This is a genomic window from Burkholderia sp. Bmkn7, assembly GCF_041103175.1.
Taxonomy (GTDB): domain Bacteria; phylum Pseudomonadota; class Gammaproteobacteria; order Burkholderiales; family Burkholderiaceae; genus Burkholderia; species Burkholderia cepacia.
The window spans coordinates 354,878-369,173 of the sequence record NZ_JBGCUH010000002.1; the positions used below are offsets into that span (position 1 = coordinate 354,878).

Annotated in this window: 11 protein-coding genes; 2 read left to right on the top strand and 9 right to left on the bottom strand. The window is 69.1% G+C overall.

The annotated features are described in order from the left end of the window. Positions 1-36: 36 nt before the first annotated feature. Positions 37-1,269: a diaminopropionate ammonia-lyase gene (locus tag AB3K92_RS07485; protein WP_069255231.1), complete on the bottom strand. Its 1,233-nt coding sequence runs from the start codon at positions 1,267-1,269 to the stop codon at positions 37-39. 180 nt (positions 1,270-1,449) lie between these two features. Here AB3K92_RS07485 and AB3K92_RS07490 point away from each other — a divergent pair, with 180 nt between their 5' ends. Continuing rightward, positions 1,450-1,926: an Lrp/AsnC family transcriptional regulator gene (locus tag AB3K92_RS07490; RefSeq protein ID WP_027790255.1), complete on the top strand. Its 477-nt coding sequence runs from the start codon at positions 1,450-1,452 to the stop codon at positions 1,924-1,926. 83 nt (positions 1,927-2,009) lie between these two features. On the opposite strand, the gene AB3K92_RS07495 is transcribed toward AB3K92_RS07490, so the two are convergent. From AB3K92_RS07495 to AB3K92_RS07530, 8 genes are all read right to left on the bottom strand, one after another. Beyond that, positions 2,010-3,734, bottom strand: coding sequence for a tannase/feruloyl esterase family alpha/beta hydrolase (locus AB3K92_RS07495; RefSeq protein WP_059495232.1), 1,725 nt, complete (start codon positions 3,732-3,734; stop codon positions 2,010-2,012). Positions 3,735-3,762: 28 nt separating this feature from the next. Continuing rightward, positions 3,763-4,902: a porin gene (locus tag AB3K92_RS07500; RefSeq protein WP_059495234.1), complete on the bottom strand. Its 1,140-nt coding sequence runs from the start codon at positions 4,900-4,902 to the stop codon at positions 3,763-3,765. A 67-nt stretch (positions 4,903-4,969) separates the two neighbouring features. Further along, positions 4,970-6,175, bottom strand: a complete 1,206-nt coding sequence (gene mhpT / locus AB3K92_RS07505) for a 3-(3-hydroxy-phenyl)propionate transporter MhpT (RefSeq protein ID WP_059651509.1) — start codon at positions 6,173-6,175, stop codon at positions 4,970-4,972. Positions 6,176-6,461: 286 nt separating this feature from the next. Then, positions 6,462-6,956, bottom strand: coding sequence for a MarR family winged helix-turn-helix transcriptional regulator (locus tag AB3K92_RS07510; RefSeq protein WP_059487681.1), 495 nt, complete (start codon positions 6,954-6,956; stop codon positions 6,462-6,464). A gap of 172 nt (positions 6,957-7,128) precedes the next feature. Beyond that, positions 7,129-8,880, bottom strand: coding sequence for an acyl-CoA dehydrogenase (locus tag AB3K92_RS07515; RefSeq protein ID WP_369464748.1), 1,752 nt, complete (start codon positions 8,878-8,880; stop codon positions 7,129-7,131). Between the two features lie 10 nt (positions 8,881-8,890). After that, complete coding sequence (locus tag AB3K92_RS07520) at positions 8,891-10,795, bottom strand: feruloyl-CoA synthase (protein WP_059487684.1); 1,905 nt, start codon at positions 10,793-10,795, stop codon at positions 8,891-8,893. Positions 10,796-10,896: 101 nt separating this feature from the next. Beyond that, the gene (locus tag AB3K92_RS07525) at positions 10,897-12,348 is read right to left on the bottom strand and encodes an aldehyde dehydrogenase (RefSeq protein ID WP_059863670.1); all 1,452 of its coding nucleotides are present in this window, start codon (positions 12,346-12,348) and stop codon (positions 10,897-10,899) included. A 43-nt stretch (positions 12,349-12,391) separates the two neighbouring features. Next, the gene (locus AB3K92_RS07530) at positions 12,392-13,219 is read right to left on the bottom strand and encodes a p-hydroxycinnamoyl CoA hydratase/lyase (RefSeq protein ID WP_021163522.1); all 828 of its coding nucleotides are present in this window, start codon (positions 13,217-13,219) and stop codon (positions 12,392-12,394) included. Between the two features lie 169 nt (positions 13,220-13,388). Here AB3K92_RS07530 and AB3K92_RS07535 point away from each other — a divergent pair, with 169 nt between their 5' ends. Further along, positions 13,389-14,279, top strand: coding sequence for an amidohydrolase family protein (locus AB3K92_RS07535; RefSeq protein ID WP_369464749.1), 891 nt, complete (start codon positions 13,389-13,391; stop codon positions 14,277-14,279). The last annotated feature ends 17 nt before the right edge of the window (positions 14,280-14,296 follow it).

Below are 14,296 nucleotides of genomic sequence, written 5' to 3' on the forward strand. Positions count from 1 at the left end.
TCGGTCGTAGTCGGTCGTAGTCGGTAGTGATGTCGTTCAGACCGCCACCGTCGCGCGGTCCAGCCAGTCGCGCTGCCGCGCGAGCACGGCGTCGGCCGCCTCGCCGACGCAGCTCCGGTACACAGACGGCGCCGTCGCACCCTCCGTATTGATCGCCAGCACGCGCGAATGCGCGCCGAGCCCCACCTGCCGCGCGCGTGCCGGGTCGCGCATCAGCACGTCCAGCCCCGCGATGCCGGCCGCGCCCGATTCGCCGGCCACGACCGGCACGTCGCGTTCGCTGCCGGCCGCGAGGCCGCGCATCGCCTGCACCGCGTCTTCGTCGTCGATCAGCATGAAATGGTCGATGCACATCTCGAGGAAATCCCACGCCAGCGGCGACGCCTCGCCGCACGCGAGCCCGGCCATCACCGAATCGACGCTGCCGGTCGCCTTGCTGGCGCGCCCGGCCAGTGCGCTCTGGTACAGGCAGTCGGCCTGGCGCGGCTCGACGACGATGAAATGCGGCCGCTCCACGCCGTCGCGCTCCCACAGATAACTCGCGACACCCGCGGCGAGGCCGCCCACGCCGCCCTGCAGCAGCACATGCGTGAACGGCCGCCCGTCGTCCCGCGCCGCCTGCGCGGCGGCCTCGGCGGCGATCACGCCGTAGCCCTGCATCACGTCGCGCGGAATCGCTTCGTAGCCGTCGTACGACGTATCCGACACGACATACCAGCCGTTCGCCTGCGCGAGCTGCGCCGCGCAGACCACCGATTCGTCGTAATTCCCCGCGATGCGCACGATCCGCGCGCCGTACGCGGAGATCGCGCGCTCACGCTCCGCATCGACGTTCGCGTGCAGCACGATCACGCACCCGCAGCCGATCGCGCGCGCGGCGGCGGCGAGCGCGCGGCCGTGATTGCCGTCGGTCGCGCTGATCACCGTCAGGTCGGCCAGTTCGGACGCGTAGCGGCCGGTGACGAGCCCTTGCGGATCGAGATCCTGCTGGCGGCGCAGCCGCTTCACGAGCCGCACCAGCGCGATCGGCGCGCCGAGCGCCTTGAAGCTGCCGAGCGGCGAGCGGCACGACTCGTCCTTCACGCTGACGCTCGCGACGCCGAGCCGCGCGGCGAGATCCGGCAGCACGCGAAGCGGCGTGTGCGCGTGGCCGACGAGCGGCCAGTGCGACAGCCACGCGCCGCTTTCGTCGGCCGACGCGATGTTCATCACGCGTCGCAGCGCGTGGGGATAGGCGGCGCGCGATGCGCGGGGGTTGGCGATCAGCATGGCGAAAGGCTCGGGAACAGGGCCGCGCCGGCGGCCCGTCGGGTGGATCGGATCGGGCAAGCGCGGGTTGCGCTCGCCGTCGGTCCGAAAAATAATATTGCGCATCCCGGTCAAAAAAATCGCCGAATCGACCATCCATACGCAAAAATTTCTCATTCTTTCGAGGTTTCACGCACCATCATGACCACCCCACTCGATGCGTTCGATCGCAAGCTGCTGATGGAAATCCAGCGCGACGCGCAGACGCCGCAGAGCGAACTCGGCGCGCGCGTCAATCTGTCGACCGCGGCCGTGAACCGGCGCCTGAAACGTCTCGCGGACGACGGCGTGATCGAGCGCTACACCGCCGTCGTCGCACCGGACAAGGTCGATCATCCGCTGACGATCGTCGTCAACGTCGAGGTCGAAAGCGAGCAGATCGACCAGCTCGACGCGATGAAGCGTGCGTTCGAGCGCTGCCCGCAGATCCAGCAGTGCTACTACGTGACGGGGGAATGGGATTTCGTGCTGATCGTCGCGGTGCGCAACATGGATCAGTACAACGCGCTCACGCGCGAGCTGTTCTTCGCGAACAACAACGTGAAGCGGTTCAAGACGCTGGTGAGCATGAGCCGCGTGAAGGTCGGGCTCGAAGTGCCGGTCGATCCGGGCGAATGAATGAGTGAATGCGTGAGCGATTGCACACAAGAAGCGGCCGGCACGCGATCGCGCGCACCGGCCGTTTCCCATCGACGGCTACGTCAGCGGCAACTGAAGCTCGCCGCCGAATTCACGTCGCCTGAACCGTTGTAGCGCGCCACCTGCGGATACGGGCACAGCGGACGCGTGCGACCCGCGCCCCATGACGCCGGCACATCCGCACTCGGCACCGCGTTCGTCGCGTCGCGCGCGGCGGCCACCACCGTAGCGGGCGCCTGCCCCTGCTCGACCCACGCGACGAGCGGCGTCAGCAGGTCGAACTGGTCGGCCGCCGGCCCGCCCGAACAGTGGTTCATCCCCGGCACCGGATAAAGGCGCGCGAAATCCGACGCATCGCCGCCGTTCGCCTGTGCGAGCCGCGCATACCAGTCACGCGTGTCGTCGAACGAGAACACCGGGTCGCCCGTGCCGTGATAGACGAGCAGCTTCGCGCCGCGCGCCTTCAGCGCGGACAGGTTCGTCTCGTCGGGCGGCGTCATGAACGTCCACGCGGATTGCGTGTACGTACCGTTCGTCGCGAAGATCGCCGGTGCGTCGTTGTCCATGTCGAAGCCGAGCGCGAAACCGGGCAGGTTCGCGAGCGTCGCGGTGCTTTTCGGCGGCGTCGTGAACGTGAACGCCATCGCGGCCGGATCGAGCGTGATCGAATTCGACTGCTTCCACGCGGCCCAGCCGCCACCGGCAATGCCCGGGTCGTACGGAAAGCCCGCGTAGAGCGCCGTGCCCGCGCTGTTGCGTGCGCCCGTGAACACGTTCTCGAGCGCGGTCTTCTGTGCGGGCGTCAGGCACGCGCCCGTGCGCGTGCCGTTCGCGCAAGTCGGGACGTCCGACTCGACGCTGAAGTGCGCCTGGCACGCGGCGACATCCTGCACCATCCCGTCGGTAGCACCGTCGAGCGCATCGCATTTCTCGAGGATCTTCGCGCCGACGAACTGCCGCTCCGCGTCGGTGAAGCCGCTGCGGATGTCCGGCAGCCCGTTCGTGCCGGTCGCCGAGGCGATCTTCGCGAACTGCTGCGCGCCGTACATCTCGCCGATCGCCGCCTTCGGCAGATGAAAACCCGGATCGCCCGCGATGATGCCGTCGTAGTCGGCCGGGTTGCGCACGGCGGTGACCATCGCGTGACGGCCGCCGTTCGAGCAGCCGCCGAAATAGCTGCGGTCGGGCGCCTTGCCGTACGCGAGCCGGATCACCTGCTTCGCCATCGGCGTGAGCGCGTCGACCGCGCCGTAGCCGTAGTCGATTCGCGCCTGCGGATCGAGGCCGAACAGCGGATTCTGCGCGGCACTGTGCCCGGAATCCGAACTGATCACCGCGAACCCCATGTTCAGCGCATCGTTCAGCGGCCCGCCGCCGCCGATCTCGCCGGTCGCGGTCACGACATTGCCGTCGAGCCCGCCGTTCGCCTGGTAGAAGAAACGGCCGTTCCACGCCTTCGGCAAGCGCATCTCGAAGCCGATTGCGTAGGTCTTGCCGTCCACCGCGCTCACGCGCTGGTTCATCTTCCCTTCGATCACGCAGTGCTCGGCGACCGGCTTGCCGGCCACCGTCAGCGCGCCCGCGGCCGCGGTCGTCACCGACGTGAACGACGTGTTCGCATACGCGAGCTTCGCGGCGAGCGCGTCGCAGGTCTGCGTCATCGCGGCCGGCGTCGCGGCGCTCATATGTGTCGGCGTGGCGTTGACCGAATCGTCGCCGCCGCACCCGGCGAGCATCGCCGCCGCGGACAGCGGTGCAATGCAAAGGAATGCAGATTTTCTGTTCAAGATATCCCTCGTTCGTCAGGCTGCCGAATCAGAACATGTGCCGCACGCCGACCATCGCGCCGAGCTGCCCCATCCCTTCGCCGGGCGTCGTGCCGGGCCCGCCGCCGCTGACCGCGTAGCGCGCATGCGCGCTGTTCCACAGATACGACGATTGCGCATAGACGGCCGTGCGCTTGGTCAGCAGATAGGTCGCGCGCAGCGTGGCCATCGTCGCGCGCGTGTCGTGCGCGCTGTTGACGATCCGGTAGCCCTCGCCGTCGACGACAAAATCAGGCTTCACCGCATACGACGCGCCGACGAAGAACAGGTCCGAATGCGCACCCGGCGCGGCCGGCGAACCGGTCGACACGCGCCGCCCGATCCAGCCCGCGCCGATCCGCGCGCCGGCCGCCTGCGCATACGCGCTCACGTGCGCGCGAGCGTCCTTGCCGCCGCTGCTCGTGAAAGGAACCGGCGCCACGCCGTCGAAGAAGTTGGCGGCCGCGCCGGTGCCGCCGCGCTGCTCCTCGTACGACGCCGCCGCGCCGAAATACGCGCTGTCGTACTTGAGCATCACCGACCAGTTGCGGCACTGCGTGGCATCCCCCGGCACCTGGCCCGCGCACGTGCCCTGCCCGGGCGAGTTGCCGGTGCCCGCGCCGTCGCGGCCGAACGAATACGCGGCGCCGAGCGTCACGCCGCGATAGGTGCCGACGTAGGTCACCGCGTTGTCGGAGCGGCCGTTCGGCACGTACGCATCGAACGAGCCGAGCCCGTAGATGTCGGGGCCGATGATGTCCGCGCCCTGCAGCGCGAGATAGGTCATCGTGTACTGGCGGCCGAACGCGAGCGTGCCGAAGCCGCTCTTCAGCCCGACGAACGCCTGCCGCCCGAACAGCCGGCCGCCCTGTCCGAGATCGCCGCCGCGCACGTTGAAACCGCTTTCGAGCGTGAACACCGCCTGGTAACCGCCGCCGAGATCCTCGGTGCCGCGCAGGCCCCAGCGCGACGGCAGCTCGCCCGTCACGCCCGGCATGCGTACCACGTGGTCGCCGGCCGCGTTCGCGTGCGACACGAACTCGACGCCCGTGTCGATGATCCCGTACAGCGTCACGCTCGACTGCGCGTGCGCGCCGGTCGCGGCCAGCGCGCATGCGCCGGCCGCCAGCAAGGCTTTGGTGTGCTTCATGGTGTTCGTCTCCAGACCTGTGTCGTAATCGCGCTCTACCGGCGCTCGTGGTTGAAATGGGAAGAAATCAGTCGTGCGCCTGCGGGCGCCGGATCAGCATCAGCGCAGCGACGGCGGCGACGAGCGTGACGGGAATGCTCGCGCCGATCACGACCGACGCGCTGCGGCCCATGGCGAGCAGTTCGGCGGCGGCGAGCGGCCCGACCACCGAGCCGAGGCGGCCGACGGCAACGGCGGAGCCGACGCCGGTGCCACGCATCGCGGTCGGGTAATAGATCGCGGCCAGCGCATACAGCACCGACTGGCCGCCGACGACGAACATCCCGGCCGCGAACGCGGCGGCGGACAGCCACAGGAGCCCGGGCGCGATCGCCAGCGCGGCAAGCGACAGCACGATCCCCGCGTACATGCCGCCGACCACGCGCGACGGACGCAAGCGGTCCATCGACATGCCGATGCCGAGCACGCCGAGGCCGCTGCCGATGTTGAAGAAGATCTGCACGATCCCGGCCTGGCTGCGCGCGAGCCCCTTCGCGGCCATCAGCGACGGCAGCCAGTTCAGCAGGAAATACAGCACGATCAGCGTGCAGAAGTAGCTGAGCCACAACGCCAGTGTCGTGCCGGTGCGCGAGCCGCCGAACAGCGTCTGTCCGACGCTGGGGCGCGCCGCGCCCGATGCGCTGACGTCGAGGAACGCACGCGATTCGGGCAGCAGTGCGAGCAGCAGCGGCGCGAGCAGCAGCGGGCCGACGCCCCCGACATAGAAAATGTGCCGCCATTCGGTGTCGCCTGCGAGCAGCACGCCGATCAGCGACGCGATCACGCCGCCGAACGGAATTCCGCAGTACATCACGGCCACCGCGCTGCTGCGCGAGCGTGCGTCGACCGCTTCCGACGACAAGGCAATGAGGTTCGGCATCGCGCCGCCGAGGCCGAGGCCGGTCAGCGCACGAACGGCGACCAGCATCGCGAAGCTCGACACCTGCGCGGTCGCGATCGACAGCAGCCCGAACAGGCAGACCGACGCGATCAGCACGTGCTTGCGGCCGACCCGGTCGGCCAGCCAGCCGCCGAGCATCGCGCCCGGCAGCAGGCCGAACGTGCCCGCGCTGAACGCGAGCCCCATCTGTGAAACCGAGAGCCCGAATTCGTGGGCCATGCGCGGTGCCGCGACGCCGACCGACTGCAGGTCGAGCCCCTCGAGCAATGCGATCGCGAAACACAGGCCGAGCGTCGTCGCGACGGCCGGCCTTGCGGCAACGGAAGTGTCCATGCTGTCTCCTAACCGTGACTCGCGCGGCATACGAGGAACGCATGCGCGGTGTCCTTGCTTTATCGTGATCGGGTTTCGTCTATTTATCAGGTAACCTGATTAAAAACCCGAAAGAAAATCCCGTCGAGGGACGGGATGATTTAATAACAGGTAACCTGATATTTCAAGTGTCGCGAGCGCGGTGTTAACCCGCAACCCGTTCGCGACCTGCGCCATGCCGCGCCATGCCGCGGCATGGCCCCGCGCGGCCGGAGCAATCGGAAAGAAAGACGCGACGGCGGCGTGCTCAGTCGCGCAGGTTGCGTACGAACAGCTCGAGCGTGCGGTGAACCTGCGCGACATCGTCGGCGCTCACGTCGTCGCCGAGCATCCGGCGTTCGAGCGGCCGCAGCACCTGCTCGCATTCGCGCAGGATTGCCGAGCCCTCGTCGGTCAGACGCAGCAGGATCACGCGGCCATGGCTGGGATCGGCCTCGCGCGTCACGAAGCCGCGGGCGGCCATCGCAACCATCACTTCGTTCGCGGATTGCGGCGTGATGAACGAGCGCACCGCGAGTTGCGCATTGGACAGCGCGCCGCGCGCCTCGAGCACCGACAGCGCCGTGTACTGCGCGAGCGTCACACCGAGCGGCACGAGCGCATCGCTCATCTGGCGGCGCAGCAGCCGGTCGAGATTGCCGATCAGGTAGGTAAGCCGCTGCTGCGAACGCGTGCGCGGCCTGGCTTCGCTGGCGCGGGCCGTGCGTTTCGGGCCGGCCGGTTTGACGGGTGTCGAACTCATGAACGTGTCGGAAGGAGGATCGCGGGCCATCTTACCTCACGCGGTCCGTATATCAGCCCGTAATCGGCCCTTATGTCGGCCCGTAGGTCGGCCCCGTAGGTCGGCCCGCACGGCGGCTCGTGCCGGCCGGCGAGCCGCCCCGGGGGCCGTCCACACCCGGCTCGGACGAACCTTACGCCGCGGCAACCGGCAGCGCCGCGCGGCAGCCCGCGTCCACCAGCGCGAGCCGGTGTGCGAATGCCGCGAGCGGATAGTCGAAGAAGTAGGTGCCGACCGCGCGCTTGCCCGCACGGAACGAATCGTCTCCGGGCGCATCGCCGACGATGCGCAGCGTGCGCGCCCACGCGAACGCGAGCAGCAGCCAGCCGACCAGCGCGAGATAGTCGTCCGCGACGCGGTAGGGCAGATCCGGATCGTGCTCGCTCGCGCGGATCACGCCGGCCGTCACGCGCTCGAGGTCCGCGCACAGCGTGGCGACGCGCGCCCCGGCGTCCCTCGCCCGCTCGTCCGCTGCCGCCTGGACGCTCTGCGCGGCTTCCGCGCGAATCAACTCGAGCAGCGCATGCAGCGCCTCGCCGCGATCCCCCAGCACCTTGCGCACCAGCAGATCGATCGCCTGGATCTCGTTGGTCCCTTCGTACAGCATCGACACGCGGCAATCGCGCACCGTCTGTTCGATCCCGTATTCGTGAACGTAGCCGTAGCCGCCGAATACCTGCAGCGCGTTCGACGCGGCCGCGAAACCGTTCGCGGTGAAGAACGCCTTGGCGACCGGCGTGAGCAACGATGCCAGCCGCGACGCCGCGAGCCGAGCCGGCGGCTGCGGATCGTGCGCGGCGACGTCGAGCCAGTGCGCGATCCAGTAGCCGATCGCGCGCTCGCCTTCGACGATCGCCTGCGCATCGAGCAGGATGCGGCGGATCGCGGCGTGTTGCGCGATCGGCGCCGCCCTGCCCTGTATGCGCTCGCGCGCATAGGCCGACGCGGCCTGCCATGCGCTCTGCGCATGCCCGACACCCTGCATGGCGACCTGCAGGCGCGCCGCGTTCATCATCACGAACATCGATGCGAGCCCGCGATGCGGCTCGCCGACGAGCCAGCCCGCGGCCGCGTCGAAACGCATCGTGCAGGTCGGGCTTGCCTTCAGCCCCATCTTCTTCTCGATGCCGTCGCACCAGACGCCGTTACGCACGCGGCCGCCCGGCGCGTCGAGCCACTTCGGCACGACGAACAGCGACAGCCCCTTCGTTCCCGCCGGCGCATCGGGCAGCCGCGCGAGCACGAGGTGCACGATGTTGTCGGTCAGGTCGTGCTCGCCGCCGGTGATGAACAGCTTGCTGCCGCTGATCCGGTAGCCTTCGGCGGCCGGGTCCGGCACTGCCTGCGTGCGCAGCAGGCCGAGATCGCTGCCCGCCTGTGGCTCGGTGATGCACATCGTCGTCAGCCACTCGCCGCTCGCGATCTTCGGCAGCACGTCGCGCTTCAGGCGCTCGCCGCCATGCGCGCGCAGGCACGCCACCGCGCCATGCGTGAGCCCCGGCGACATCAGCCACGCATGGTTCGCCCCCGCGAGCATCTCCTGCAGCGCGACGTCGAGCAGATGCGGCAGCCCCTGGCCGCCGCAATCGGCGTCGAGCGCCAGCGTCGGCCAGCCGGCGTCGACGTAGTCGCGGTACGCATCGCGAAAGCCCGCCGGCATCGTCACGCCGGCACCGTCGAACCGGCAGCCCTCGATATCGCCGGTCGAATCGAGCGGCGCGATGCGTTCGACCACGAAGCGGGCGGCTTCGTCGAGCACCTGCCCGGCGGTCGACAGGTCGAGCTCCGCCCAGTCGGGCACGCGGCGCCACAGCGCCGGCGCATCGAGCCATTCGCCGATCACGAACAGCATGTCGCGCAACGGCGCGCAATACGCGTTGCTCATCGCGCGCACCTCATGCGCGGCGCGCCGTGCCGGCGACGATCACGCCCGCGTCGGCCGCGCCCGGTTCGTACATCGCGTCGACCACCGCCGCACGGTGCATGAGCACCGCACGCTGGTTGATCGAGCCCTTGTCGGTGACTTCGCCGAGATCGAGCGAAGGCGGCGTATCGAGCACGCACAGCCGCGTGACGAACGTCGCGCTGCCGGTCGCATCGCGGTTCAGGCGCTCGAGCAGCGCCGCGAAGAACGCCCGCACCGCGGGCGCCTGCAGGACGGTGCGCACGTCGGCGTCCGGTGCCGCGCCGGCCAGGCGACGGCAATCGTCGACGCGCGGGAAGATCATCACGCCGACGTCGTCGCGATTCATCCCCGTGACGACCGCGTCCTGCACGTAAGGTGCGCCGTTCGATACGATCCGCGCGCGCATGGGCCCGACGCTCACGAAAGTGCCTGACGACAGCTTGAAATCCTCCGCGATGCGCCCGTCGAACATCAGGCCGATCTCCGGCCGCGCGGGATCGACGAAACGCACCGCATCGCCGCTGCGGTAGTAGCCCTCCTCGTCGAATACCTCGCGCGCGTCGTCGCCGCTCGCGCGCCAGTAACCGGCCATCACGTTCGGCCCGCGAAAGCGCGCCTCGAGCTTGCCGTCGACCGGCACCAGCTTCGCGTCGCAGCCGGGCGCGGGCAGGCCGATGTAGCCGGCCCCCGACACCGGCCCCGTGGTGAACATGCACGATGGCGCGGCCTCGGTCATCCCGAGGCCCGCCATGATCCGGATGCGCTCGCCGCAGTGCGCGAGCGTCACGCGCTCGAGCCGGTCCCACGCGGCCTGCGACAGTCCGGCGCCCGCGAAGAAATACATCTTCACGCGCGAGAAGAAGGTTTCGCGCAGCGCGGCATCCGTTTCGAGCGCCGCGGCCAGCTCTTCCCAGCCCTTCGGCACGTTGAAATACACGGTGGGCGCGATCTCGCGCAGGTTGCGCAGCGTCTCGCCGAACTTGCCGGCGACCGGCTTGCCGTCGTCGATGTACAGCGTGCCGCCGTTGTACAGCGCGATGCCGACGTTATGGCTGCCGCCGAACGTGTGATTCCACGGCAGCCAGTCGACCAGCACCGGCGGCTCCAGGCCGAACTGCGGAAACGTCTCGAGCAGCATCTGCTGGTTGCTGCACAGCATCCGGTGCGTGGTCGGCACCGCCTTCGGCAGCCGTGTCGACCCAGACGTGAACAGGAATTTCGCGATCGTGTCGCCGGTGATCGCATCGTGCGCGGCATCGACGCTGCCCGGTGTCGTGTCGAGCAGCGACGCGAAACGCGTGACGCCGTCCATCCCGTCGGGTGCCGACACGACCACGCGCTCGACATCAGGCGGCACCGACGCGTCGAGCGCGGCACGAAACGCCGCGCCGTCCGACGCGAAGACCAGCCCCGGCGTGAGCACGGCGAGCGCGTGGCGCAGCTTGCCGTAATCGCTCGACACGAGCGAATACGCGGGCGACAGCGGCGCATGCGGAATGCCGGCCCACATCGCGCCGAACGCGAGTTGCAGATGTTCGAGGTCGTTGCCCGACAGGATCGCGACGGGCCGCTCGGCCGACAGCCCGCGATCGAGCAGCGCCTGGCCGATCGCGCGGGCGCGCTCGAGCATCTGCGCATACGTGATGCCGATCCACGTACCGTCGGGCCCGCGCCGCGCGACCAGCCAGCGGTCCGGATGCGCGCGCGCACCGCTCGCGAGCCGGTCGGTCAGCCGGCGTGGGTACGCGCCGAGCGGGGTCGTCGCGCGCAAGGTCCAGCAGCCGTCGCGCTGCACGATCTCCGGCGGCGCCGTGCCGATCGCCACGGGGCGATAGCCGGCGGGAACGCGCTGGGCGGCAGCCGCGTCGCGCAGTTGGGTCGGATCCGCATCCAAGTTCTGTCTCCGGTCGGTTCCGCCCCGCGCGCGTGCGCGCGCCGGGCGGAGACTTCATTGTGTCGTTGTCTTATCTGGGGCGCCGCGGCGCCCGGGACGGCTCAGATCGGGTAGTGACGCGGCGCGGTCTGGACCGTGATCCAGCGCAGGTCGGTAAACTCGGCGATCGACGCCTTGCTGCCGAACCGGCCGTAGCCGCTTGCCTTCACGCCGCCGAACGGCATCTGCGCCTCGTCGTGCACCGTCGGCCCGTTGATGTGGCAGATACCCGATTCGATCTGCTTCGCGACCTGCATCGCGCGCGCGATATCGCGGCTGAACACCGCCGCCGACAGCCCGTACTCGCTGTCGTTCGCGGCCGCGAGCGCGGCGGCGTCGCCGTCGACGCGCTGCACGGTCACCACCGGCCCGAACGATTCGTCCGCATACAGCTGCATGTCGCGCGTGACACCGTCGACGATCGTCGGCTGCATCACCGCGCCGTCGACTTCACAGCCGAGCGGCAGCGCGGCGCCGTGCGCGCGCGCGTCGTCCACCATCGCCGCGATCCGCTGCGCGGCGGCCGCGCTTTCGAGCGTGCCCAGCACGACGCCCGGCGCGGCCGGGTTGCCGGCCTTCAGCGTGCGCGCCTTCGCGACGAGCCGTTCGACGAACGCATCGGCGACCTGGCGATCGACGATCACGCGCTCGGTCGACATGCAGATCTGCCCCTGGTTGAAGAACGCGCCGAATGCGACCGCCTCGACCGCCGCGTCGAGATCGGCGTCGTCGAGCACGAGCACCGGCGCCTTGCCGCCGAGTTCAAGCAGCGCCGGCTTCAGGTGCTGCGCGGCGAGCGTCGCGACGATGCGGCCGACGCGTGTCGAACCGGTGAAGTTCACGCGGCGCACCGCCGGGTTCGCGATCAGCCGCTCGACGATCGCCGGCGCGTCCTGCGGCGCATGCGTGATCACGTTGACCACGCCGTCGCCGAGCCCTGCGTCGTGCAGCACGCTGCCGATCAGCCGGTGCACGCCCGGACAACCCTCGGACGCTTTCAGCACCACCGTGTTGCCGCATGCGAGCGGCATCGCGAGCGCACGGGTCGCGAGAATCACCGGCGCATTCCACGGCGCGATCCCGAGCACGACACCGCACGGCTGGCGCACGGCCATCGCGAGGCTGCCGGGCACGTCCGACGGGATCACCGCGCCGTCGATCTGCGTGGTCATCGCGGCCGCCTCGCGCAGCATGTTCGCCGCGAGCATCACGTTGAAGCCGTACCAGTTCGCCATCGCACCGGTTTCCGCGCGGCCGGTTTCGATGAATTCGCCCGCGCGCGCGTCCATCCGGTCGGCCGCCGCGAGCAGCCGCCGGCGGCGCTCGGTCGGCGCGAGCGCGGCCCACGCGGGGAAGGCGCGCGCCGCTGCCGCGACCGCGGCGTCCGCGTCGGCAAGCGTCGCCGCGGCGGCGCGCGACGCCACCCGTCCCGTCGCCGGATCGATCCGGTCGAAGGTCCCGCCGTCCGACGCGCCGCGCGACACGCCGTCGATCAACAAACTCACTTCGTGCATTTCCGTGTCTCCACTCGGATCCGGTTGCGTGCGGCGGCGCGCGTCAGCGCTTGTACGCCTGCAGGCCCGGCTTGATGCTCTTGTCGTCGAGGAACTGCTTGAGGCCCTGCTCGCGCCCGCCTTCCGGATCGCGGTAGTTCGCCTGGTCGAGCTTCGCGTACAGATAGTCCTCGTTCTGCTCCCAGGTCAGCTCGCGGCAACGTTTGAAGCCGTGCTTCGCGTTACGGATCACGACCGGGTTCTTGTCGAGCAGCTTCGCGGCCAGCGCACGCACTTCGTCGCGCAGCTGCGCGCGCGGCACGCTCTTGTTGACGAGCCCCATCTGCGCGGCCTGCGGGCCGGTGAAGGTGTCGCCGGTCATGATGTAGTAGAGCGCCTGGCGATGGCCCACGGTGTCGGCCATCGCCTTGCTGACGAGGTTGCCCGGCGGGATGCCCCAGTTGATTTCCGACAGGCCGAACACCGCTTCGTCGGCCGCGATCGCGAGGTCGCACGCGACGAGCGGCGAGAAGCCACCGCCGAAGCACCAGCCGTTGACCATCGCGATCGTCGGCTTCGCATACATGCGCAGCAATTGCCACTGCCAGCGGCTCGCGTCGCGGCGAATCTTTTCCTGCAGGATTTCCGGGCCCGCGTCGACTTCGCGGAAATATTCCTTCAGGTCCATCCCGGCCGTCCAGGCGTCGCCCTCGCCGGTCAGCACGAGCACCTGCGCCTCGGCATCGAGTTCGATCGCCTCCAGCACGTCGATCATCTCCGCGTTCAGCGTCGGGCTCATCGCGTTGCGCTTGTCCGGACGGTTCAGCGTCACCCATGCGATCCCGCCCTCGACCTCGACCTTCACCGTTTTCCAGCGCCCTTCGTAACCCATTTTCGTTCTCCAATGACGATGCCGCCCTGTGCGACTCGCGACCAATTTACTATCAGGTAACCTGATATGTAAAGTAGAATGGAAGCGGCTCCGGACAAACCCCTAAACGGGCCCGGACAGCCGATTTCGCGCCGTGCCGGCCGACGCATCACGACATGAGGAGACACCCTTGGACATCGACAACCTGATCGCCATCGACACGCACGTGCACGCGGAAGTGTCGTGCTGCCAGCCGCCGGACCTGTTCGCGAAGGCATTCGACGACGCGGCCGACAAGTATTTCGGCACCGTGCTGAAGCAGGGCCGTCGGCCGACCATTCCGGAGACGATCGCGCATTACCGCGAGCGCCGGATCGGCTTCGTGATGTTCACCGTCGACTGCGAGACGAACATCGGCCGGCGGCGCATTCCGAACGAGGAAATCGCGCAGTTCGCGCACGACAACGCCGACGTGATGATCGCGTTCGCGAGCATCGACCCGCACAAGGGCCGCTTCGGCGCGCGCGAGGCGCGCCGCCTGATCGACGAGCACGGCGTGAAGGGCTTCAAGTTCCATCCGACGATGCAGGGATGCTTCCCGAACGACAGGCTCGCCTATCCGATCTACGAGGTGATCGCGGAATACGGGTTGCCGGCCGTCTTCCACAGCGGGCATTCGGGGATGGGATCGGGGATGCGCGGCGGCGGCGGGCTTCGTCTGAAGTACTCCGAACCGATTCACCTCGACGACGTCGCGGCCGACTTCCCGGACATGAAGATCGTGATCGCGCACCCTTCATGGCCGTGGCAGGAGCAGGCGCTGTCGATCGCGCTGCACAAGCCGAATGTCTACATCGACCTGTCGGGATGGTCGCCGAAGTACTTCTCGCCCGAGCTGGTGAAATACGCGAACACGCTGCTCAGGCACAAGGTGCTGTTCGCGTCCGATTTTCCGCTGATCCGGCCGGACCGCTGGCTCGAGGATTTTCAGGGTGCCGGGTTCCGGCCCGACGTGCATTCGCTGATTCTGAAAGACAACGCGGTCGCGTTGCTGGGGCTGCAGGCCGCGCAGCAGTCGTGACCCGTCCGGCCGTGACG

Excerpts from the sequence above, each read along its gene's own strand:
- AB3K92_RS07530 (WP_021163522.1), bottom strand. The coding sequence starts at position 13,219 with ATGGGTTACGAAGGGCGCTGGAAAACGGTGAAGGTCGAGGTCGAGGGC.
- AB3K92_RS07515 (WP_369464748.1), bottom strand. The coding sequence starts at position 8,880 with ATGAGCAACGCGTATTGCGCGCCGTTGCGCGACATGCTGTTCGTGATC.
- mhpT (WP_059651509.1), bottom strand. The coding sequence starts at position 6,175 with ATGGACACTTCCGTTGCCGCAAGGCCGGCCGTCGCGACGACGCTCGGC.
- AB3K92_RS07490 (WP_027790255.1), top strand. The coding sequence starts at position 1,450 with ATGACCACCCCACTCGATGCGTTCGATCGCAAGCTGCTGATGGAAATC.
- AB3K92_RS07485 (WP_069255231.1), bottom strand. The coding sequence starts at position 1,269 with ATGCTGATCGCCAACCCCCGCGCATCGCGCGCCGCCTATCCCCACGCG.
- AB3K92_RS07525 (WP_059863670.1), bottom strand. The coding sequence starts at position 12,348 with ATGCACGAAGTGAGTTTGTTGATCGACGGCGTGTCGCGCGGCGCGTCG.
- AB3K92_RS07510 (WP_059487681.1), bottom strand. The coding sequence starts at position 6,956 with ATGAGTTCGACACCCGTCAAACCGGCCGGCCCGAAACGCACGGCCCGC.
- AB3K92_RS07500 (WP_059495234.1), bottom strand. The coding sequence starts at position 4,902 with ATGAAGCACACCAAAGCCTTGCTGGCGGCCGGCGCATGCGCGCTGGCC.